Below are 21,287 nucleotides of genomic sequence, written 5' to 3'. Positions count from 1 at the left end.
GCTCGACATGGTGACGTGCCAGGAACTGCAGGATCTCAATCTCAGCAAGCTGAACACCGCGGTCACTCAGTGGCAGCAGATGCTCAGCAAGCTGGTCACCCTCGCCGACGGGGGTGACGGCGGCATCAACGCCGCCGATCTGGAGCGCAAGGCCAACGCCGCGGACTGGAAGGGCGACAACGCCGCCGTCACCAAGGAGTTCACCACCACCACGGCGCGCCAGTTCGACGACATGGTGATCGAGGCCCGCAGCATCCACAAGATCCTTGAGGAAGCCCACAGCAATCTGAAGAAGAACAAGGACGACCTGCGGACCACGATTGACAAGTGGGCCAAGAAGAACGTCTACATCGACGACAAGGGCAGCGCGATGTACTCCGGTCCGCAGCGCGAGGTCGAGGGCGGCCCCAAGGAGCAGACCAGCCAGGAAGAGGTCGACCAGGCGGCACGCGAGGTCGGCAGGATCCTGGAGGCGGCGAACGAGACCGACCGGATCGCCGCGCGGGCGCTGCGCACGCATGCCGAGAGCAAGTACGACTTCGACGAGAAGGGCTACAGCGGTCTCAAGGACGCTGACCGGCAGCAGGGCATCGAGGACGCCGACGAACTGGCGAGGCTCACCGCCAAGCGCGACAAGATGACCGACGCCGATCTGAAGCACTTCAACGAGGTCGCCAAGTACCACCGCGACAACCCCGCCTTCGCCGAGCGGTTCGCGACAAAGCTGGGCCCCGAGGGCACTCTCGAGTTCTGGCGCAGCATCGCCGACCCGGGTATGGGGCGTACGCCGGACCCGGACGGCGATCGCGCGAAGCTCCTCGCCGGGGTGCAGGACAACCTGGGCATCACCCTCGCCAATGCCACCCGTGTCGACACCCCTGCCATGCAGGCGTGGAAGGACCGGATGATCGAGCTGGGCGACGACCCGATCAAGGCATCGACCGGTATTCCCAGCGCCCCGTACGGCTACCAGGTCCTCGGCCCCCTGATGACGGAGGGCAAGTGGGACACGGCGTTCCTCAACAAGTACGGCGAGAGGATGCTCGAGTTCGAGCGCAAGTCCGACGACCCGGTGCTGGGCGGCCCGAAAGAGCTCTGGGAGAACCGCTTCAACCCGGCCCAGCTCTCCTACCCGCCCGGCGGCACCAAGCCGGACAGCGACCCGGTGGCCAACCTGATGGAGGCGCTCGGCCACAACCCGGAAGCCTCCCTGCAGTTCTTCAACGGCTCGTCCGGCAAGGGCGACGACGCGATGAACAACTGGGACTACCTGGTCGACAAGGACGGCGAGGGCGCGCGCGAGTGGCCGACGGACGATGACGGGAAGACGACGGGGTTCAAGAACCTGGGCCACGCACTGGAGTCGGGGACGCTCGGCTACGCGTACGACCAGGACCCTCCGTCCGTCCCGCCGATGAACACCGACGAGGAAAAAACGGCCCGGGACCAGCGCACCCTGCTCATGGACAAGGTCGTCGACCACTACAAGACGGCCGACACCATCGACAAGCAGGACGGGATCCGCGGCAGCCTGGCGAATATGGCGGCCGGCCATATCGACAGCCTCAACTACTCCATGGGCGACTGGGGAGGCACCGGCGAGGCTTCGGGCAGGGACGACTTCTACGGAGCCAAGGCGGGTCGTCTCCATGACTTCGGAGGGACGAGCAGCACAAGCTTCCTGCGCGCCCTGGCCTCCGACGAGGGTTCGTACGAGACTGTTTCCACGGCCCAGCAGGTGTACGGCGCCAGCTCGATGGCCGCACACGGCGACAACCGCGACGACGCGATGAACGCGGGATTGAAGAGCGTCAGGATGCACGGGCTTCTGGATGAGGCACGCGCCGAGGCCATCGGCAAGGAATTCGCCGATGACAAGACCCAGAGGAATCTGGAACTCGAAAAGCAGGGTGAGTGGCGCAAATTCGCCGGCGAGGCCGCGATCGGCGTCGGTGTCGGCGTCGCAACCGCCATGATCGTCCCCACCGGTGGGGCAGCGCTGGTCGCCGTCCCCCTTGCCATCGAGACGATCGGGGGCGCAGCCAATACCCAAGTCTCCACGAACACACTCCAGTGGCTCAAGGACAACGAGTACGACAACTACGACGATTCGGTCGTCGGCATCGCCAAGGCCAAGGAAGACGGAACAAGAAACGCGATGATCCCTCTCCTGAACTACGCAGAGGAACACGGGATAAGCGGGAAGGAATTCGAATCCTGGGCCTTGCAGGCTGAGACCAAGTACAACGACGGCGGCAAAATCGGCGACACTGATGACGCCCGGGGCTGGTGACCATGAAAAGGCATCTCACGCTTGCCGCCATGGCCGTGCTCCTGCTGGGTGCGGGCGCATGCACAGCTGACAAGGGTAAGGGCACGGTCGAGGAGGCTGCCCCCGACGACTCCACCTGCAACGCACTCCTGGGCGACGCCGGACTGAAATGGCTCAAGGACCGCACGGGAGGCAAGGCACGCCTGAAGGTCCCCGACGATCTGAAGAGCGCGCGTGCGCTGTTCTACCGGCAGGTGGAGAACTGGGACCCGGAGAAAACCGGAGTCCGCATATTCCAGAGGGCCGATGTCTGCCTGGCGAGGACGAACGTCGCGGATGAACGCAAGGAGCTCGAAATCCGTTTCGGACCCTCCTACTTCACATTCGACACCCGTTTCGATGACGTTTCCTCAACCGGCGACAAGACAGTCGAGACACTGGTCAACTCCGGCGTCAAGCTTGTCCACGGGAAGGACAATGAAGGGGTGGTCCGCTACCGCGTGTACGTCAAATGCAAGATCCCCGGCACGCCCGCGAAGCAGGAGAACGAGATCCCGATCGAAGGGCTGATGGCCGACACGCTCACCGGCGACGCCAGCGCCCGGGTCCATCTCACCCGTCTGCTGCACTCCGCCCAGGTGGTGGCGGACAACTTCGCCTGCGAGAACAAGCCGGTCGTCCCGGCGGAGCCGCCCGCGTCGGTGAAGTGACACACCCGGCGGCGGAACCTCAGCCCTCCGCCGCCGCGCACCCTCGTCAGTACCCCCGGGCTGTGGCGGGTGGACTCCTCCGCCGCCGCGAAGGTGCGATCGGCTCCCGAGAACCCGGCCTCGGCGTGGCTGGTGAGTTCGGCGCGGCCGTGCTCCCGCAGGAAGCGCGGCCGGCGCACTGCCCGGCCGCGCAGGGGCCTCTGTCAGCCGAGATGCCAGAGCGCGCCGCCCGCGAGCACCATCACCAGGCCCGCGAAGGCCATGAACGCCCCCATCAGCCGTTGGTACCACGGCTGAGCCCACATCGTGGGCGACCGGTCCAGCTGCCCCAGCTGCGCCCCGCCCAGCAGGTAGCGCTGCCTGATGTTCTCGGCCCGCCGTGTAGCTATGCCCCGCACATTGAACGCCCAGCTCGCACCGCACCACACCGCGATCAGGCCGCCCAGCACGAAAACGGCGATGAGCACCGGCGACGGCGCGTGCGCCCCGGCAGCCTGAGCGGGGCCGAATCCAGCGTTCTCCGCCACTGTCTCAAGTTTCACTTTTACTACACCTTTCCAAGAGACTCGGCGACATCCCAGACAGCGCGCAAGTCCCTACTGCGAACAATAATCGACGCATCCGTCAATGCGATTTCATGCACGCAACCGTCGCCATCCGGAAGGATCTCGTCCAGCAGCACCGCATCTGCCTGCATCCAGTCAATTGATCCTTCGTACTCGATCGAGAAGTGCGACACTCCCGAGTACCGGATCCGAAGGCCCGAATCATGCTTCCATTGATTGGGCGCGAACTCGAGAGTCAGGACTCCGCTCTTATCCGTCGGTACGTGGACCCCGGCCAGCTCCAGGTCCTTCACACACCGGCTGCTGCGCATGCTGTAGTGCCCAGGATCGAAAGCGAACTCCTGAGCGCCGACAGGCAACGCTTCACGCATTCGCGGGAGTTCCGCCAAATAGACGGTTGGGTCCAGGTTGAACCCGCCCAGTTCAGGATCCCAATCGACTTTCATGAATTTCATACGGTCAGGCGCACTACTCGGTCCAGCCGCGTCCTCCCGTTAGGCATAGGCAACGCGTCAAGCCTCGGATGCTTCCAGGAGATGTACGTAATCACCGGGAACCAACTCAATGAGCGCCTCCTCCCGGTAGCTCTCGATGTCCTCAACATAAGGAGGAAACCCGGGATGATCTCCGCAGAACGTGACGTTCGCCGTGAGGATCTCCTCGTCGAGCCCGCCTGCGGAGATGGACACGTACGCCATGACGGAATTGCTCCCCAGTTGTTCAGAAGCCTTGTCCAGACAGGCGAAACAATAGGCCAGACATCTGCGTAGCAGCGTCTCCTCTCTTTCGTTGCCGGAAACAGGGAGGTCGTAGTCGATCATCCCTCTGCCATTCACGGAGTACTCCTCCTGGACTACGTCGAAGAACTTCCCGCTGCTCGCGGAGGCCAGTGCGGACAATACGCGAGCTCCGCCGGCGCTTGTCGTCCATCCCTCTGTGGCAACATCCAGAAATTGCTCTGGAATATCACCTTCCCCTAGATGAGAGATATCGACCCTTCGCAGCAGGTCTGCCATCTTCCGATTGAGTCGCATAACTATCCTTCACCCAGGGCAGCGAGCCCTTTCCTGATGGCCGCAATGAACCCAGGATTATTTCCAACCGCCTTCTGGATGGAGCGAGGCAGGCCATCAAAATTCCCGGTCTCAAAATTGTACTGGTACTTCGCACTCTTATTGCTCTGGTCCTGGAAGTGAAGTTGCCCAGGGCGCTGGCCCGGGTTGGGATTCTCCACATCAATCCGGTAGGGGCCCTGATTCCACAGGGTCTTGCTCGTGATCTGAGGCCCGTTGGCCCCGATCATCCCTGCCGCGTGAGGGTCGCGGATCCCGTAGAGATCGCGCATGTCCCGGACTCGGTCATCCACGGTCTTCGGGTGGTACGGGTCGTCCTTGAAAGCAGGTTGAGAGTCGTACCCGGGCTTGCCCGCAGGACAGGGGCTCAGTCCAAGGGGATCGGACCAGGTGTGCGAGTTGAGGACGTACGCGGCCGGGTTGGGAGCCGGTGCCAGTCCCAGCGGGTCGCCCGACAGATAGCGGGCCGTCTCCGGGTCGTAGTAACGGAAGTAGTTGTAGTTCAGGCCCGTTTCGGGGTCTGCGTACTGGCCCGGGAAGCGCAGAGGGCAGTCCACGGACGCCGTGTCCGTCGGGGCGGGGAAGACCGTGCCCCAGAGCGTCGTGCGGCGCTGCCAGGTCAATTCGCCATGCGACGTGACCAGTTCGGTCGGCGTGCCGATGGCGTCCGTGATGACCGCGTGGAAGCGGGTGCCGTAGTCGGCCGACGTGTCCTCGGCCAACTTGGAGAGTAGGGATCCGCCCGGCTCACGGACCAGTGGCTTGTGGTCGGTCTGGGTGAGGGGTCGATGGGTGCCGGGAGCGTAGTCCCAGGTGGTGACCCTGCCGTCGGAGGCCTTCTGCTCTGCCAGGCGGGTGTCGTCCCAGCTGAAGTCCGTGCGCTCGGCGGCCGAGCCGTCGTCCGCCAGGCGCTGCTTGGATATTCGGCGGCCGAGCGGATCGTACGTGTACCGCCAGCGCTCGCCGTCCGGGGTCATCGCCTCGACCAGGCGGTCCTCCACGTTCCAGGCGTACGTCCATGTCCGCTGCTGCCCGTTGACGAGCTTGCGGGTCTTACGGATCAGGCGGCCCTGGGCGTCATGCTCGTACGAAGTGCGGCCCGCACGACGGATGAGGGTGCCGTCGAATTCACGGTCGCCCGGGGACTCGTGCTCGGGGGCCGTGGCGTGGGCGAGGTTGCCCGCCACGTCGTAGGCGTACGTCTCGGTCCAGCCGTGCGCCCGAACGCCCGTGACCCGGCCCATGCGATCGAGGTCGAACCGGCGCGTGCCGGAGGTCAGTTCACGGATCTCGGTGAGGTAGCCGTCCTCGCGGTAGGCGTAGGCGCGATGCTGGAGGAGCCGGTCCGCGTCCTCCTGGCGCGCCGTCAGGGACTGGGTGGCGAGGCGGTCGGTCGCATCCCAGGTCTGGCTGAGGGTGACGTCTTCCCCGAGGCGGCGTTCTGTCTCGCGGCCCGCAGCGTCGTACGTGAAGGACAGCGAACCGGCGTCGGAGCGGAGTTCGGTGGGGCGGCCTGCCGGATCGTAGGTCCACTCCGAGGTGAGCCCGGACGGGGTGTCCCGCTGGGTCCGGCGGCCCAGGACGTCGTACGCGTAGGTGGTCGTACGGCCGTCGACGGTTTCGGTGAGGGTGCGGCCCAGCGCGTCCCGCTCGATGGCGACTTCCGCGTCCGCGCCCACCGCGCGGGCCAGATGGCCCGTCGGGCCGTATCCGTACGTGGTGATGTCACCGGCATCGGTCCGCTGCTCCGTCACGCGGGCGAGCACGTCCCGACTGAAGCGCAGCGTCTCGCCCGCGCCATTCGTACGCGACACCAGGCCGCCCGCCGCGTCGTGCGTGTAGGCAAGCGTCCGGCCGTTGAAGTCGGTCTCCGCGACCAGACGGCCCGCCTCGTCGTAGGCGTACGACCAGGTCAGGCCCTGCGGGTTGGTGACCCCGGTCAGCCGCATCTCGGTGTCGTACGCGAAGCCGTACGTCGTACCGTCCGGATCCGTCCGAGTGGCAGGGACGTCGAAGTGGGTGGCGGTGTGGCGGGTGACATTGCCCGCCGGGTCGGTGTGGGAGAGCAGGTTGCCCTCTCCGTCCCAGGTCCAGGACTCCCGGGTGCCGTCCGCGTACTGGCGCCACTCCGGCTTGCCTTCGGTCGTCCAGCCCATGCGGGTGACATGACCCAGCGGGTCGGTCACCTCCATGACCCGGCCGAAGGTGTCCCGGCGCACCGCCGTCACATGCCCGAGCTCGTCGGTCACGGCGATGGGCAGGCCGGCCGCGTTCGAAGTGATGGTGCGCGTATGACCGAGGGCGTCGGTGATCGCGGACAATCGACCCAACTCGTCGTAGCTGCACCGTGTTTCGGCGCCGACGGGGTCGACCGTGGTCAGCAGATTGCCGAGTTCATCGTATGTGTGGCGCCAGGTCGCACCGCCGGGCTCGACGACCTCGGTCGGCAGGCCGAGCGTGCTGTATGTCGCCCGGGCTTCGGACGCATCAGGCAGGGTCAGCGCGGTGAGGTTGCCGGTGTCGTCGTAGCCGTAGCGCGTCGTACGGCCCAGCGGATCCGTGACCGAGAGCGGCCTGTCGCCCCGCTCGTGCCACTCGGTGCGCGTCGTGTGGCCGAGCGGGTCGGTCTCCTCGACGACCTGGCCCTCGGAGTTGTACCGGTGCTTGGACCGCCGTCCAAGAGAGTCGGTGTACGTGGTCGTGCGCGACTCGTCGTCATGGGCGAGGGCCCCGGAGAGAAAGCCGTCGCTGCCCTCTGTGCGCTCGACGCGGCCGCGGGCGTCGTAGAAGTACGCGAACGAGGTGCCGTTGCGGTCCGTCCAGGAGGCGACCCGGCCTTCCGCGTCATACGTGAAACGCAGGGGCTCGCCACTGGAGTTGATGACTTCGGTGAGGTTGCCGGCCTCGTCGTAGCCGTAGCGCATCACGACCGTACCGCCGCCGTTGTGCTGTGTCGGCTCGTACCGTGACGGGGTCTCGTCGAGCAGGCGCAGGGCGGTGATGCGCGGGCCCTGCGTGTCGACGGCGAGGTAGTAGCCGCCGGAGTGGCGCAGCGCGGTGGGGATGCCGTCAGCAGTGCGTTCGACATCGATGCGGGCGCCGTTGCGGTCGTGCCAGCTGTCCACAGGGAGATGGACAGTTCCGAGCGTGTCCGAGGGAACGGGACTGCTGAAGCTTCGTACGACCCCGGAGACCGGGTCGGTGATGGTCATGACGCCGTCGGGCTTGCCGTCCCACTCCAGCGGCCACAGGGCGCCCTTCACCGGGAGAACGGGTTCACTCACCTGCGGCACCGGATAGACGAGGCGCATACCGTCCGCGGCGGCGAACACGACGCCCTCGGCGTCGAGTTGGATGCACTCGTCGAGAGTGGAGACCCAGGTGGGGCCGAAGGACATTCCCGCCCGGTACGTGGACAGGTGGGTACGCTCAAAGGCCAGCGGGAGGCTCGCCGGCAGCGTGAGGTCGGTCTGCGTCATCAGCATGGCGCCGGTCGCCACGTCGATCGGCTCTCCGACGCACGGCGTCTTCTTGGCCGGGCGGGCCGCAGGCCCCAGTTCAACGAGGTCGGGCCGCAGAGTCGGCGGTCGCAGCATCAGGGGCGTTTCGTTGAACTTCCCGAACAAGCTCCCCTCGGCTCCGGCCTTCGCCAAACCGCTCGCTCCGCCGAACGCCCCGCCGTAGATCATGCCGTCCTTCGCCGCGGCATTGATCTCGTCCAGGCTGAAGCCCTTCTGCAGCCCGGTGGCTATCTTCATTGGCTGGGCTACGGCCAGGTCGATGGCCACCGACTCCACGCCGCCGAAGGCCGCGGCGACCACGGTGCCCGCGGCGATTTCGGCGACCGTGGTCGTGACGGCGACTCCCAGCGTGCCGGCGAGTTCGAGAATGGCTTCGGCTGCTATCGCCGAAGCCCCCGCCGATATGCCCGCCGTGAACCAGGCGAGCCCGAGGCCTGCCACGATGATGGTGGCGTCGATGGTGAGCTCTGTCTGAAGCTTGTTGATGGCGTCATCGACGGCGCCGGCGAGCTTGTCCAGCATCTCCGCCATCTTGCGGGCCGCCTTCGCCATGTCACTGAGCCAGCCCGCGTCCTTCCCCTTGGCGTAGCGCTCCCAGAACACCTCGAACGCGTCGATCGCCTCACCCTTGTTGTTGTGGATGAGGGATGCGGCCGCGTTGTTGACCGGGGTACGTACGTCGTCGACGGCACCGGCGAAGGCCCGCCAGGCATCGGCGGCCTTGCGCAGGGTGCCGGAATCGGCGTCGGGCCACCACATGCCGAGCTTGAGCAGGATCTCCTTGGCCTCGTCCTCGACGCTCACTTGGCACCCTCGCCGTCGATCTTCGCCTTCGCCTTGGTGAACATCCCGGCGATCAACTGCTCGTTGTCGACATGCCCGTCCGCCATGTCCGACATCGCCTCATGAATGCTGGTCAGTCCGAGGACGAGGATGCCGGCGGCCCGCTCGATGGCCTTCTGCTGGGGATGGTAGGCGTCGTAGAACTTCTTGCCCGGCTCATCGTCTCCCCAGGGGGCACCAAGCCCGTCCAGGGTGGTGACCAGCGTCGTCAAGGCCGTGCTGAGGTTCTTGGCCTGATGGTGGAAGACCGGCGCCGTCAACTTGATGTCGGCCGTGTTGATTTCCAGGACCTTGCCGTCGCCCTTGCCATCGCCCATGCGAAGCACCCCCGTTGTCTTCACGCATTGCGAATCCCGACCCTAGAAGAGCGCGATCAAGATTTGCCCATGTGATGACCATGCCAGGGCAATGGATGACACAAAGGTGCGCGAACACACGTGCGGCGCAGGGCCTTTCAGCCCTCCGCCGCCGCGCGGCCCGTCAGCGTCGCCAAGCTGTTGCGGATGTGCGCCATATGCGCGTCCATCTCCTCGCGGGACCTCTCGTGCTCGCGCAGCACCCGCTCCGTCTCGCGCGCGATCCGCTCCTCGCGGGCCCTCGCCTCGGCGATCAGCGCGGCGGCTCGTGCCTCCGCGTCCTCCTGGCCGGGGCGGGTGTTCTCCTCCGCCTCGGCGAAGGTGCGCGTGGCCTCGGCGAGTCCGGCCTCGGCGTACGCGGCCAGCTCGGCATGGCGCGCGTCCAACTCGTGCTCGTGGTATGCGAGTTCGCGCTCCATCGCCTCCAAGCGCTCGGCCTGCTCCTGCTCCAGGTCGGCCAGCATGCCCTCGGAGCGGCGGCGCATCTCCTTCCAGGCGGCCACGGCCTCGCCGCGCCGCTCCTTCACCTCGAGGCGGGCCTCGATACGGGTCTCGTCGGCCGTGGCCTGCGCGGCGAGTGCGAGCTGCCGGGCGCGCGCCTCGGAGTCCGCCCGGAGCGCCTCGGCATACTCACGGGCCTCCTCGCGCGCCTGGCGAGCGTCCGCGTCGGCGGCGTCCCACACGGCCTGGGCCTCGTCCCGCGCCGCGGCCAGCAGGCGTTCGGCCTCCTCCACGGTCAACGCCAGCAGGTACTGGGCGCGGCTGCCGAGACTCTCGTACGTCTGCGGGGTGAGCGCCGAGACGACCTCGCGCAGGCTGACGGCCTCCGCCTCCATCTCCCTGGCGAGGACGGTGAGACGCGCGGCACGTTCCCAGGCGTCGTCGCGGTCCTGGGACAGAGCGGTGACGTAGGCGTCGGTCTCCTTCACGTGGTAGCCACGGCCCCGTACGGCTACGAAGCCGTGAGGTGACACCGATGCAGCACTCATCCTTCAAGCCTCTCCGACACACAACGCAATTGGCGCACATCCTGCTAGATCTCAGCGAAGTGCTCATAACGCGACACTCCACCTGTCGATACTGGTCAAGAATGCATCATTCGGCGAAAGAAGCCGGAAACAGGACAAACAACAGGCCGCTCAGCATGCCGTTGACTCTCCGTACGTCGTCGGCCCTTCCTGCCAACCCGTCCCCGGTGCCTGAGTGAGCGTCATGTACGTGAAGATTTGGTGAGGCTCTCTGTGGTCAGCTCCCGGCCCGGCGGAACACCCTCCCGCGCGGCGGCAGACAAGAAGGCGCCCGGCCTGTGTCGTACAGGCCGGGCGCCTCAGTCATCCACACGGTCGCCTTACAGCAGTCCGTCCCACATCTGCTCCAGCAGCACCGACCACCAGCTCTCCGGCGACGCCAGCGCCGCCGGGTCCAGGGCCGCGAGCTGCGCCTGGAAATCGACCGTCCAGCGGCCGGCCTGCTCCGGGTTGAGGCTGAAGCGCAGCCGCCACATCCGGCCGAGCAGCGCCAGGCAGCGTACGAACTCCGGAAGGCCGCTGTTCACGAACTGCGGCGCCACCGGCTGGCCGCCGGGCCCCGCCTCCACCGGTACGGCCACAATGTGCGCCGTGCCGTACTGGACACAGATCGCCCGGCCGAAGTCACTGCCCACCACCAGGTACGAGCCCGCGTCCGCCGCCGGCTGCAGCTGACGCTGCGCCGCGAGCTCCGCCAGGGTCGGAACGACCGGCTGGGCCGGCTGCGCCCAGAAGAACGGGTTGAAGTCGCCCGGCAGACCCGCCCAGACCAGAGTGGCCGCCACGACCTCCGGCACACCCTGACGCGAGACAGCCCGCTGGTCGAACCGGCAGATGCCCTGCGGGCCGAACGCGGCCACCAGCTCCTGCGCGATCCCCTCCGGAGGAATCGGCGGGGCCGGCGGCACCTGCGGCAGCGGGGCCCGGACCGGCGCGGGGCGCGCCGGACCGTCCGCGACCTGGTGCAACTCACCCTGGTGGGTGAGCAGATGCTGCATGCCCTGCTGCCGGCTGGCGTGATCCCTGCCGTACGGCGCGACGGAGGTGATCCGCACCTGCGGCCAGGTCTCCCGGATCATCCGGGCGCAGTAGCCGCCGGGCAGCTCGCACGACTCCAGCTCGGTGTGGAGCTCGAGCACCTGCTGCGGCGGCACGTTCATGGCGCGCAGCTCGTGCAGGATCTGCCACTCCGGATGCGGAGTCCCGGGCGCCGAACGGCGGATCAACTGGGCCTCGGAGCCGTCGGGCGCGCGGTAGCGCAGCACGGCCTGATAGCCGGGGCCGACGGTCGGCATGCCGCTCGGCTGCTGCGGATAGCCGTAGGCGGGCGGCTGACCACCCTGCTGCGGCAGCGGCGCCTGCGGTACGGGACCGGGCGGAGCGCCGGGAGGTGCGCCGAAAGGTGCACCGGGCGGGCCGGGCGGCTGCGGCGCGCCCGGACCCATCTGGGCCGGTCCGGCCAGCATGGTCGCGGCGTGGTGGACGCCACCACCGGGAGGACCGGGCGGCGTCGGCGCACCGGGAGGACCGGGCGGCTGCGGAACCCCGGGCGCACCCGGAGCCCCCGTCTGGCTCGGGTCCGCCAGCATCGTCGCGGCGTGGTGGACGCCACCACCGGGAGGACCGGGCGGCGTCGGCGCACCAGGAGGACCGGGCGGCTGCGGAACCCCGGGCGTACCCGGAGCCCCCGGCGGACCGGGCGGCTGAGGCGCACCCGGACGACCCGGACCACCGGGACCACCCATCTGGCTCGGGTCCGCCAGCATGGTCGCCGCATGGTGGACGCCACCACCCGGCGGAGCGGGAGGAGCAGGCGGACCGGGCGGCTGCGAGCCCTCCGGGCCGAGCTGCGAGACGAGCTGCGTCGGCAGATAGCCGCCCGCCCGAGCACCGGGCGCACCTGGACCCGACGGCGGCGGCGTCGCGCCCGGCCGCGCACCCGGAGTACCGGGAGCACCGGGCGGCGGCGGAGTCGTGGGGCCGCTGCCGCGCGAGGCGCGCGGCGTTACGACCGCCTTGCTCGTCGCCGCATCCGCGATGTCACTGGCCCCCGCGCCCGGGCGCGGGGGCGCACCGGGCGGCGGCGACTGAGGCGTCTGAGGTGTCTGAGGTGTCTGAGGCGCATGCGGAGCCTGCGGCTGGGGCGCATGCGGAGCCTGCGGCGCTTGGGGCCCGCCAGGCTGCGGGCCCAGCGCCGGGGCGACCGCGGTCCGCGGCAGCTGGCTGCCGCCCGACATCAGCGCGGTCGGCGCCTCCGCGCCGGTGACCGGCGGCGGGGCGTCATCGCCATCGGTCCCGGAGATCGGCGGCGCGAACACCGTGGCCGGCAGCGGTACGGACGCGTCCTCGGAACCGGCGCTGGTGTCCGTCCACGGAGTCGCTCCCGACGGTGTGGCGGGCACACCCTCGGAAGCCGTCGGCTCGTAGTCGCCGCCACCACCGGCGCTGGGCCACACGGACCCGCCCTGCGAGGCATTGCCGCCGGAGGAACCGGGCTCGGGCCACGCCGAGCCGGGCGCGGACGAACTCCCGCCCGCCTGCGAGGCGTTGCTGTCCTGCGCAGGTGACGCGGGGGCGGACCAGTCGGCCCCCGCAGACGGCCCGCGCGAAGCCGCACCCGCACCCGCAGGCTCCGGCGACCCCGAAGGCGTACTGGAAGGCGTCCCCGAAGGAGAACCTGAAGGCGTGTCCGAAGCCGCACCGGACGCCACACCCGAAGCGCGCTCCGGCGACCTGCGGTCCGGGATCCCGATCTTGTCCGCCGCCTCCTGGAGCCACTCCGGCGGGCTCAACAGGAACGACGTCTGATTCAGATCGATACGCTGCGGCGGCTCCGGCGCGGCCGCGGCCTCCTCCTGTATCCCGTACTCCTCCTCGTACCGGCGGATCACCTCACCCACCGGCAGTCCCGGCCACAGCGTCGCCTCACCACTGTCCCGGGCGATCACCAGTCGCTGCTGCCCGCCGTCCGAACGAGCCCCGCCCTCGCGGTCCTCCGCCCACACCACAAAGCCCAGCTCGAACTCCCTTACCCGCACCTCACGATGCTGGTACGCGGGCACATCGCCGTTGACCCACTCTTCCGCGCGCTCCTGCGCCTGCGCGAAGGTCACCATCGGACCGTCACCCCTCGTCCGAGATCGGGACGGCGCGCGCGAAGCCGCCGTCCACCATCAGGTTCGCCACGGTCTCCAACTCCGGCGGATTGCCCGCCAGACGCTGCAGAAAACCGTCGAAGTCGTCGCCGCACGGCAGCAGCAGCCGCTCCACGCGCTCCTGCACGCTCCAGCCGTTCTGATCCCGTGCGTCGTCGTACGCGCAGAACCACACCGAGCCGACTGCCGAGCCCCTGACCTTCACCGCCAGAATCCCGCCCTGGACGAACGCAACTCCCAAGTAATCCTTGGTCAGATGGTCCCGCAGGCACTTGTTGACATACAGCAGGTCATTGACCGCGGCCTCGTCCCGCACCGTGAAGAACGGCTGGTCGACCAGCAGCCCCAGCTCGGCGTCGAGCGCCGCCCCGACCGGAGCGCAACCGCCCGCCGCCTTCAGGAAGGAGCGGTACGCCCCCGGCAACCGGTAGCCCAGATCCTCCTCGACACTCAGCAGCTGCTGCTCGCTCACCGACACAACGCCCTTCGGCAGACCGAAATGCGCGGGCCGGGTCTCCTGCAGCGGACGCGTACCCCGCTTGCTCTGGTCCACCGGCGTCGTCGCGAGACCTCCGTGATGCCGCAGCAGCGCCTTCACCTCGACGGGCACCAGCTCCAGCCGACGGGTGCCCGGCACGTGGTGCCAGGTCCAGCCGTGCGGAGTGGCGACCGAAGGAATCGTGTCCCACAGCGCATGACCGTCGGCGTGCAGCGCCGCATTCGCCGATACGTAATCGGTGAGCCGCAGCTCGTCCACGCCGAAGCCCTCCGGGGGCTCCGCGATCTCTGCGGCGGCACGCGCGTAAGGCGAGAAGACCGGATAGCCGTTGTCGTCCACACGCACACCCCTGGGGTGGCGGGACGCCCGGACCGGGTCCGGGAAGGTCACGACTTGCCCGGCGTAGGCCGCATTCGGTGGCGCGGCTTGCTGCCCGAGCCGACCTGTCGTCATGGCGGATGCCCCCTGCTGCTTCTGGCTGGTTCAGGACAGCCTATGCGGTGGGGCAATAGGGAGGACCGACGCTCCGCTTCCATCACGAAGGGTCACATACAAGTGACCGAATGACGAAGAGGCGACACGTTTCAGCCCCCAGCTTCCACACCACCCGTCCCATTTGGCAGGCTGTCCCGCAACTCGGGGGAGTGCAGGGAGGGAACGAGCACACCATGCACACAGCGCAACCAAATGCTTCAGGTGATCCACGCCTCAGTTGGAGCAGTACGGACACCGGCCGCCCGCCCGCACTGGGTCACCGACGCGACGGAATCCTGCCCGCCGTGGCGGCAGCACTCTCCGTACGCGGCGAGACCCTCACCTGCACCGCGGGCAAGGCCGACCAGCCACCCGTACTCCACGCGCTCGTACAGGATTTCCTCGACACCCTCACCAGCGGCCAGCGCGAACGCTTCACCGGCCGCTGTCCGGAGGCAATCCTGCTCTCGCGGCATCTCACCGCCGCGGAAACTCAGCGCTCGAAGCGGGCCCAGCGCAAGCCACTGAGCCACAGCGAGGCGAAGCGGACCTTCAAACAAGCGAAACTGACGGCACGTCGCATCCGCGAGGACGGCGATCCGCTGCACGGCAGTTACGCACCACCCTGCCGTTCCTGCGCGGCGATGCTCGACCACTTCGGCGTACGCACCGTCGACCCGACCGCGACCCAGAACGGCTGACCCCGCACCAATGCCCGACCACCTCAGTACCACCCGGTTCCCGGTCGCCGTCGACGCCGCCCTGCGCGACGCGGGCTGGCAGCCCGGCCGTTGGGACATCAAGCAGGCCGAGCACTGGGCCGACACCCTGCGCTCGTACGCCTCACCGGCGGGCCACCGGCATGTGGTCTTCCCGGCGGCCGTCGAAGCCTGGGCGGAGTTCGGCGGACTGCGCGTGACAGCGCCCGGTCCGGGACGGCACACGGCGCCCATACCGGTGCACTTCGACCCGCTTGCCGGGCTCCACCTCGCGCGCACTCTCGCGGACCTGGGGCGCGCGCTCGACACGGAGGTCTCGCCGCTCGGGGAGGAGGGCGACAGCCAGGCCGTACTGGCCATCGATGTCGAGGGCCGGGTCTACAGCCTCGACCACACCGGCGACTGGTACCTCGGGCCGGACATCGACCAGGCGCTGGCCACCCTGGTCACGGGCGTGCAGCCGGTCCGCCTGACCCTGGGCTGAGCGACCGCGGCGACGGCCACCGAGCGCCGCCGCGAGGCCCCCGGCCGCGACCCCAGCCTGATCCGAGCCGGGACCGAGCCCGCACCCGAACCGGGACCGGGACCGGGCCCGGAACCTGGAGCCGAGCCGACCGCCGAACCGGACCGCCGGCCCGCACCCGAGCCGGGACCCGAGCCGGGACCGGAGCCCGAACCGGGCCGCCGGCCCACACCCGTACCAGCCCAGCCCCACCGCCTCAGACCTGCTCGGCGTACCCGTCCCGGTCCGGCAGCACCGCGGACACCCGGAAGCCGCCCGCGTCCGTCGGCCCGGACACGAACACCCCACCCAGCGCCATCACCCGCTCCCGCATCCCCACCAGGCCGTTGCCACCGCTCGGCAGCCGCGCGGCCGCGTCACCGCCACTCGCGTCCGGAGCGCCGTTCTCCACCTGCATCGCGACCTCAGCGCCACGGTGCGCGAGCCGCACCATCACCTTCGCGCCGGCCGCGTGCTTGTGGACGTTCGTCAAGGCCTCCTGAACCACCCGGTACGCGGTCTGCTCCACCTCCGGCGCGTACTCCCGCACCTCACCCTGCACCGCGAGCTCCACGACCATTCCCGCCTGCCGGGACTGCCCGACCAGACCCTCGAGATCCGCGAGACACGGCCCGTCCTCGGCCGCGGCCGCGGCAGCCGCCGCCGCGGCGGCACCGACAGCTGCCAGCGGCACCGGAGTCACCACCCGCTGTTCGCTCTCCCCGGCCCGCAGCACGCCGAGCATCTCGCGTAGTTCGGTGAGCGCCTGCCGTCCCATGTCCCCGACCAGCGCCGCATTCTTCACCGCCTTCTGCGGATCCTTCAGCGCGACCGCCTGCAGAGCTGCCGCATGCACCACCATCAGGCTCACCCGGTGCGCCACGACGTCGTGCATCTCCCGCGCGATCCGGGTCCGCTCCTCGGTACGCGCCCACTGCGCCCGCTGCTCGGCCCGGTCGGCCAGCAGCGACAGCTCCTGCTCCAGGCTGACCGCGCGCTCCCGAAGGCTCTCCATCAGCCGCCGCCTGGCCCCTATGTAGAGGCCGAACAGCACGGGCGGCGCGGTCAGCCCGAGCGCCATGAAGCCGGCCATCGTCGGTACGTACCAGGCTCCGGGCTCCGGATCGAAGTCCGCGGACGACACTTCCTGCCGTACGCGTACGAACGTCACGATCATCGTCGCGGCCAGCGACATCCCGGCGAGTGTCGCGGTGATCCGGCGCGGCACCTCGGAGGCGGCGAGCGAGTAGAGCCCGACCACGCCCATCAGATAGCCCATCTCGGCGGGCGTGGTCGCGATCGACACCAGCACCACGGCGATCGGCCAGCGCCGCCGCAGCACCAGCACGGACCCGACGATCAATCCGAACAGCACTCCGACGGGTACGGGAATCGATGCCTTGTCGGCGAACCCCACACCCTCCAGAGCGCACTCAAAGGCGGAGACAAGCCCCAGCCCCACATCCAAGGCGACACTGCGCCGCCGTCCCCACCACAGCCAGCTGCGGGCGGTCGTGCCCGTGCCGTCCTGGTGTTCCCCCGTAACGGTCATGTCTTCCAGCGTACGGGCGGGCGCGAGTCATTTTCCTGGGAGTGCGACAGCAGGGAAGGAGTTCGAACATGCACGAAACAAGCGTTGATCGCACGATCTGGTGAATCGAGCCGGCTTTCGACCCGGACGGTCACCATGAGCGCCGATCTTTACCGTCGCACAGAAGGCGCTTGGTACGGCATAGTGTTGGGTGCCGATTCGGCGGCCTGACGTAATGTCCGGTTTAGCCGCGTTCTATCCCCCGTGGTGTAATTGGCAGCACTGAGGCTTTTGGTGCCTTATGTCCGGGTTCGAGTCCTGGCGGGGGAGCATCTCACTTCGGGTCCTGACCTCCACGGTCAGGACCCGCGCTTATTTCGCCCCCGAAACCCCCCGGTATCCTTCGGATGTCCACCACCCGAAGCCGAAGGGCATTCCCGTGAGCGCCAACCGCCCGGCAGCCGTCGTCGTCCTCGCAGCGGGTGAGGGCACCCGCATGAAGTCGAAGACCCCCAAGGTCCTGCACGAAATCTGCGGGCGCTCGCTCGTCGGACATGTCGTCTCCGCGGCCCGCGAGCTCGATCCCGAGCATCTCGTCGTCGTTGTCGGCCATGCGAGTGAGCAGGTCAAGGGCCATCTGACCGAGCAGTACGCCGGTACCCGCACCGCCTATCAGGCCGAGCAGAACGGCACCGGGCACGCCGTCCGGATGGCGCTCGAGGAGCTCGGCCGGACCCCCGAGGGCACCGTCGTCGTCGTGTGCGGCGACACTCCCCTGCTCTCCGGCGAGACTCTGACCGCGCTCGCCGCCACGCATGCCGCCGACGGCAATGCCGTCACCGTGCTCACCGCCGAGGTCCCGGACTCGACCGGCTACGGCCGCATCGTGCGCGACAGCGCCACCGGCGCCGTCACCGCGATCGTCGAGCACAAGGACGCCACGGACGACCAGCGCGCGATCCGGGAGATCAACTCCGGTGTCTTCGCCTTCGACGGGCAGCTGCTCGCGGACGCGCTGGGCAAGGTGCGTACGGACAACAGCCAGGGCGAGGAGTACCTCACCGATGTGCTGGGGATCCTGCGCGAGGCCGGTCACCGGGTCGGCGCCTCCGTCGCCGGCGACCACCGGGAGATCCTCGGCATCAACAACCGCGTGCAGCTGGCCGAGGCGCGCAAGCTGCTCAATGAGCGCCTCCTCGAGCGGGCGATGATGGCCGGTGTAACGGTCGTCGACCCAGCGTCGGTGCTCGTGGATGTGACGGTCACGTTCGAGCCGGACGCGATCGTGCACCCCGGTACGCAGCTGCTGGGTGCCTCACATCTCGCCGAGGGCGCCGAGGTCGGCCCCAACTCGCGGCTGAAGGACACGGTCGTCGGCGCGGGTGCCCGGGTGGACAACACGGTGGCGGACTCCGCGGTGGTGGGCGAGGGGGCGTCGGTCGGCCCGTACGCGTATCTCAGGCCCGGTACGAAGCTCGGCGTGAAGGCCAAGGCCGGCACCTACGTGGAGATGAAGAACGCGACGATCGGCGAGGGCACGAAGGTGCCGCACCTCTCCTATGTGGGTGACGCGACGATCGGCGAGTACACGAACATCGGCGCGGCGAGCGTGTTCGTGAACTACGACGGCGAGGCGAAGCACCACACCACGATCGGCTCGCACTGCAAGACCGGCTCGGACAACATGTTTGTGGCTCCTGTCACGATCGGGGACGGCGCGTACACGGCGGCGGGTTCGGTCATCACCAAGGATGTGCCTGCTGGTTCGCTCGCCGTGGCCCGCGGCCAGCAGCGGAATATCGAGGGTTGGGTGGCTCGGAAGCGCCCCGGCAGTGCCTCCGCGCAGGCGGCTCAAGTGGCAACGGAACAGGTCGCCGAGGGGAACTGACCGGAAACGGGTGCGTCCAACGCGGCGTACCGTGATACGTGCACACAAATTCGGCTGGCTCACGATCAGTATGTCCGTGGCCAGAGAACACGTCTGAGGAGACAGTGCTGTGACCGGGATCAAGACGACCGGCGAGAAGAAGCTGATGCTCTTCTCCGGCCGCGCCCACCCCGAGCTGGCCGAGGAGGTCGCACATCAGCTGGGTGTCGGCCTGGTGCCGACGAAGGCTTTCGACTTCGCGAACGGTGAGATCTACGTCCGCTTCCAGGAGTCGGCCCGTGGTGCCGACTGCTTCCTGATGCAGAGCCACACGGCTCCCATCAACAAGTGGATCATGGAACAGCTGATCATGATCGATGCGCTGAAGCGGGCCTCGGCCCGGAGCATCACCGTGATCATCCCGTCGTACGGCTACGCCCGGCAGGACAAGAAGCACCGCGGCCGTGAGCCGATCTCGGCCCGGCTGGTCGCCGACCTGCTGAAGACCGCGGGTGCTCACCGCATCCTCACGGTCGATCTGCACACCGATCAGATCCAGGGCTTCTTCGACGGCCCGGTGGACCACCTCTCCGCGCTGCCGGTACTCGCCGACTACGTGGGCGCCAAGGTGGACCGCAACAAGCTGACCGTCGTCTCCCCCGACGCCGGCCGGGTGCGCGTCGCCGACCGCTGGTGCGACCGCCTGGACGCTCCGCTGGCGATCGTCCACAAGCGCCGCGACAAGGACGTCGCCAATCAGGTGACGGTGCACGAGGTCGTGGGTGAGGTCGAGGGCCGCGTCTGCATCCTCGTCGACGACATGATCGACACCGGTGGCACGATCTGCGCCGCGGCGGACGCGCTGTTCGCGCACGGCGCGGAGGACGTCATCGTGACGGCGACGCACGGCATCCTGTCCGGGCCGGCGGCGGACCGTCTGAAGAACTCCAAGGTGAGCGAGTTCGTCTTCACGAACACGCTGCCCGACCCGGGCGACCTGGAGCTCGACAAGATCACGGTGCTGTCGATCGCGCCGACGATCGCGCGCGCGGTGCGTGAGGTGTTCGAGGACGGTTCGGTGACGAGCCTCTTCGAGGAACAGGGCTGAGTACGTTACGAGAACGGGCCGCTTCCGCTTGGGGGCGGCCCGTTCTCATGCCCGCGGCCCGCATGCCTGCCTCACGTCGGCAACGCGGCGGCCTCACGTCGGCAGCATGTCCGCAGCGCATCGGCTCTTGATCGATTGGGTGACTCGGGGGGCTCCGAGTAGACTGTGCGGGTTGCTCGGCGAGGGAGGCCGTACTCATATGTACGGCGGTCCGTTATCGACGCGCTCTTCGTAGCAGGCCTGTCGTGGCCGGGTGACCGCCACCAGATCTATCTGCAATACGAGGAGTGCACATGTCCGAGGTGAAGCTCGCCGCCGACATCCGTTCGGAGTTCGGCAAGGGTGCTGCCCGTCGCGTCCGTCGCGAGCACAAGGTTCCCGGTGTTCTCTACGGTCACGGTTCCGACCCGATCCACATCACGCTGCCGGGCCACGAGCTGCTGCTCGCCCTGCGTACCCCGAACGTTCTGATCTCCCTGGACATCGAGGGCAAGAACGAGCTGGCCATCCCGAAGTCGGTCCAGCGCGACCCGCTGAGGGGCTCCATCGAGCACGTCGACCTGCTCCTCGTGAAGCTCGGCGAGAAGGTCAACGTCGACATCCCCGTCCACACCGAGGGCGAGCTGGCCCCGGGTGCGTACCTGGTCGAGCACGTGCTGAACGCCCTGCCGGTCGAGGCCGAGGCCACGCACATCCCGGAGTCCGTCACGGTCTCCATCGCGGGCCTGGAGGCCGGCGACTCCATCCTCGCCAAGGACGTGCCGCTTCCGTCCGGCACGACCCTGGCCGTCGAGGACGACACCGTTGTCCTGCAGGTCCTGGCCGCGCAGGCCGAGGAGCCGTCCGCCGAGGGCGAGGGCGAGGGCGAAGAGGCCGCCGAGGCCTGAGCCGTACGCTCTGCTCGGCTTGGCCTGGCTCTGCCTGGCTTGGCTTGACGGGGTGGGGGGGGGGGGGCCCCCCCCCCCCGTTCAGTATTTATTAAATATACAACAGTTACAGATACAGAAACAGTTACAGTAACGGCAGTTAAGATTGCCGATTGGTGGGGTGCGAGCGCCGAATG

The 21,287-nt window shown here is 68.4% G+C and carries 16 protein-coding genes and 1 tRNA gene; 8 read left to right on the top strand and 9 right to left on the bottom strand.

The window, feature by feature from the left end; all coding sequences use genetic code 11:
* Positions 1-7 precede the first annotated feature (7 nt).
* Both ACFWDI_RS01905 and ACFWDI_RS01900 read left to right on the top strand, forming a co-directional pair.
* Positions 8-2,293, top strand: a complete 2,286-nt coding sequence (locus ACFWDI_RS01905; RefSeq protein ID WP_385300738.1) for a DUF6571 family protein — start codon at positions 8-10, stop codon at positions 2,291-2,293.
* A gap of 29 nt (positions 2,294-2,322) precedes the next feature.
* The gene (locus ACFWDI_RS01900; protein WP_385300737.1) at positions 2,323-2,982 is read left to right on the top strand and encodes a hypothetical protein; all 660 of its coding nucleotides are present in this window, start codon (positions 2,323-2,325) and stop codon (positions 2,980-2,982) included.
* Between the two features lie 203 nt (positions 2,983-3,185).
* On the opposite strand, the gene ACFWDI_RS01895 is transcribed toward ACFWDI_RS01900, so the two are convergent.
* From ACFWDI_RS01895 to ACFWDI_RS01860, 8 genes are all read right to left on the bottom strand, one after another.
* Positions 3,186-3,524 (bottom strand): hypothetical protein, encoded by a 339-nt coding sequence (locus tag ACFWDI_RS01895; protein ID WP_385300736.1) that lies wholly within the window; start codon positions 3,522-3,524, stop codon positions 3,186-3,188.
* A gap of 5 nt (positions 3,525-3,529) precedes the next feature.
* Complete coding sequence (locus ACFWDI_RS01890; protein WP_385300735.1) at positions 3,530-4,003, bottom strand: hypothetical protein; 474 nt, start codon at positions 4,001-4,003, stop codon at positions 3,530-3,532.
* Between the two features lie 57 nt (positions 4,004-4,060).
* Positions 4,061-4,564: a hypothetical protein gene (locus tag ACFWDI_RS01885; protein WP_385300733.1), complete on the bottom strand. Its 504-nt coding sequence runs from the start codon at positions 4,562-4,564 to the stop codon at positions 4,061-4,063.
* Positions 4,565-4,584: 20 nt separating this feature from the next.
* Positions 4,585-8,946 (bottom strand): DUF6531 domain-containing protein, encoded by a 4,362-nt coding sequence (locus tag ACFWDI_RS01880; RefSeq protein WP_385300732.1) that lies wholly within the window; start codon positions 8,944-8,946, stop codon positions 4,585-4,587.
* Positions 8,943-9,302 carry a hypothetical protein gene (locus ACFWDI_RS01875; protein ID WP_385300731.1) on the bottom strand — a complete coding sequence of 120 codons (360 nt, stop codon included), beginning with the start codon at positions 9,300-9,302 and terminating at the stop codon, positions 8,943-8,945. Before ACFWDI_RS01875 ends, ACFWDI_RS01880 begins: the two co-directional genes overlap by 4 nt.
* Before the next feature lie 137 nt (positions 9,303-9,439).
* The gene (locus ACFWDI_RS01870) at positions 9,440-10,330 is read right to left on the bottom strand and encodes a cellulose-binding protein (protein WP_385300730.1); all 891 of its coding nucleotides are present in this window, start codon (positions 10,328-10,330) and stop codon (positions 9,440-9,442) included.
* 359 nt (positions 10,331-10,689) lie between these two features.
* Positions 10,690-13,485: an SUKH-4 family immunity protein gene (locus tag ACFWDI_RS01865; RefSeq protein WP_385300729.1), complete on the bottom strand. Its 2,796-nt coding sequence runs from the start codon at positions 13,483-13,485 to the stop codon at positions 10,690-10,692.
* A gap of 7 nt (positions 13,486-13,492) precedes the next feature.
* Complete coding sequence (locus ACFWDI_RS01860) at positions 13,493-14,476, bottom strand: SMI1/KNR4 family protein (RefSeq protein WP_385300728.1); 984 nt, start codon at positions 14,474-14,476, stop codon at positions 13,493-13,495.
* A 215-nt stretch (positions 14,477-14,691) separates the two neighbouring features.
* Here ACFWDI_RS01860 and ACFWDI_RS01855 point away from each other — a divergent pair, with 215 nt between their 5' ends.
* Both ACFWDI_RS01855 and ACFWDI_RS01850 read left to right on the top strand, forming a co-directional pair.
* Positions 14,692-15,198 carry a YwqJ-related putative deaminase gene (locus tag ACFWDI_RS01855; RefSeq protein WP_385300727.1) on the top strand — a complete coding sequence of 169 codons (507 nt, stop codon included), beginning with the start codon at positions 14,692-14,694 and terminating at the stop codon, positions 15,196-15,198.
* 10 nt (positions 15,199-15,208) lie between these two features.
* Positions 15,209-15,700: an SUKH-3 domain-containing protein gene (locus ACFWDI_RS01850; protein ID WP_385300726.1), complete on the top strand. Its 492-nt coding sequence runs from the start codon at positions 15,209-15,211 to the stop codon at positions 15,698-15,700.
* Between the two features lie 235 nt (positions 15,701-15,935).
* Here the strand turns inward: ACFWDI_RS01850 and ACFWDI_RS01845 are convergent, their stop codons facing one another.
* Positions 15,936-17,270 carry a sensor histidine kinase gene (locus ACFWDI_RS01845; RefSeq protein ID WP_385300724.1) on the bottom strand — a complete coding sequence of 445 codons (1,335 nt, stop codon included), beginning with the start codon at positions 17,268-17,270 and terminating at the stop codon, positions 15,936-15,938.
* Between the two features lie 237 nt (positions 17,271-17,507).
* On the opposite strand from ACFWDI_RS01845, the gene ACFWDI_RS01840 reads away from it, so the two are divergent.
* The 4 genes from ACFWDI_RS01840 to ACFWDI_RS01825 all read left to right on the top strand — a co-directional run bounded on the left by ACFWDI_RS01840 (position 17,508) and on the right by ACFWDI_RS01825 (position 21,111).
* Positions 17,508-17,579: transfer RNA gene (locus ACFWDI_RS01840), tRNA-Gln, on the top strand.
* Positions 17,580-17,688: 109 nt separating this feature from the next.
* Positions 17,689-19,137: a bifunctional UDP-N-acetylglucosamine diphosphorylase/glucosamine-1-phosphate N-acetyltransferase GlmU gene (gene glmU / locus ACFWDI_RS01835; protein ID WP_385300723.1), complete on the top strand. Its 1,449-nt coding sequence runs from the start codon at positions 17,689-17,691 to the stop codon at positions 19,135-19,137.
* A 109-nt stretch (positions 19,138-19,246) separates the two neighbouring features.
* Complete coding sequence (locus tag ACFWDI_RS01830) at positions 19,247-20,224, top strand: ribose-phosphate diphosphokinase (protein ID WP_385300722.1); 978 nt, start codon at positions 19,247-19,249, stop codon at positions 20,222-20,224.
* A gap of 293 nt (positions 20,225-20,517) precedes the next feature.
* Positions 20,518-21,111, top strand: a complete 594-nt coding sequence (locus tag ACFWDI_RS01825; protein ID WP_385300720.1) for a 50S ribosomal protein L25/general stress protein Ctc — start codon at positions 20,518-20,520, stop codon at positions 21,109-21,111.
* Positions 21,112-21,287: the final 176 nt, after the last annotated feature.

This window comes from Streptomyces sp. NPDC060064, from assembly GCF_042736455.1.
Taxonomy (GTDB): Bacteria; Actinomycetota; Actinomycetes; order Streptomycetales; family Streptomycetaceae; genus Streptomyces.
Note: the sequence above shows the minus strand (reverse complement) of the source record. Positions and strands in the feature narration are given on the sequence as shown.

What these genes read in the sequence shown, in the direction of transcription:
- ACFWDI_RS01905 (WP_385300738.1), top strand. Translation starts at nt 8, where the DNA reads ATGGTGACGTGCCAGGAACTGCAGGATCTCAATCTCAGCAAGCTGAAC.
- ACFWDI_RS01900 (WP_385300737.1), top strand. Translation starts at nt 2,323, where the DNA reads ATGGCCGTGCTCCTGCTGGGTGCGGGCGCATGCACAGCTGACAAGGGT.
- ACFWDI_RS01890 (WP_385300735.1), bottom strand. Translation starts at nt 4,003, where the DNA reads ATGAAATTCATGAAAGTCGATTGGGATCCTGAACTGGGCGGGTTCAAC.
- ACFWDI_RS01885 (WP_385300733.1), bottom strand. Translation starts at nt 4,564, where the DNA reads ATGGCAGACCTGCTGCGAAGGGTCGATATCTCTCATCTAGGGGAAGGT.
- ACFWDI_RS01875 (WP_385300731.1), bottom strand. Translation starts at nt 9,302, where the DNA reads ATGGGCGATGGCAAGGGCGACGGCAAGGTCCTGGAAATCAACACGGCC.
- ACFWDI_RS01870 (WP_385300730.1), bottom strand. Translation starts at nt 10,330, where the DNA reads ATGAGTGCTGCATCGGTGTCACCTCACGGCTTCGTAGCCGTACGGGGC.
- ACFWDI_RS01865 (WP_385300729.1), bottom strand. Translation starts at nt 13,485, where the DNA reads ATGGTGACCTTCGCGCAGGCGCAGGAGCGCGCGGAAGAGTGGGTCAAC.
- ACFWDI_RS01860 (WP_385300728.1), bottom strand. Translation starts at nt 14,476, where the DNA reads ATGACGACAGGTCGGCTCGGGCAGCAAGCCGCGCCACCGAATGCGGCC.
- ACFWDI_RS01855 (WP_385300727.1), top strand. Translation starts at nt 14,692, where the DNA reads ATGCACACAGCGCAACCAAATGCTTCAGGTGATCCACGCCTCAGTTGG.
- ACFWDI_RS01850 (WP_385300726.1), top strand. Translation starts at nt 15,209, where the DNA reads ATGCCCGACCACCTCAGTACCACCCGGTTCCCGGTCGCCGTCGACGCC.
- ACFWDI_RS01845 (WP_385300724.1), bottom strand. Translation starts at nt 17,270, where the DNA reads ATGACCGTTACGGGGGAACACCAGGACGGCACGGGCACGACCGCCCGC.
- ACFWDI_RS01825 (WP_385300720.1), top strand. Translation starts at nt 20,518, where the DNA reads ATGTCCGAGGTGAAGCTCGCCGCCGACATCCGTTCGGAGTTCGGCAAG.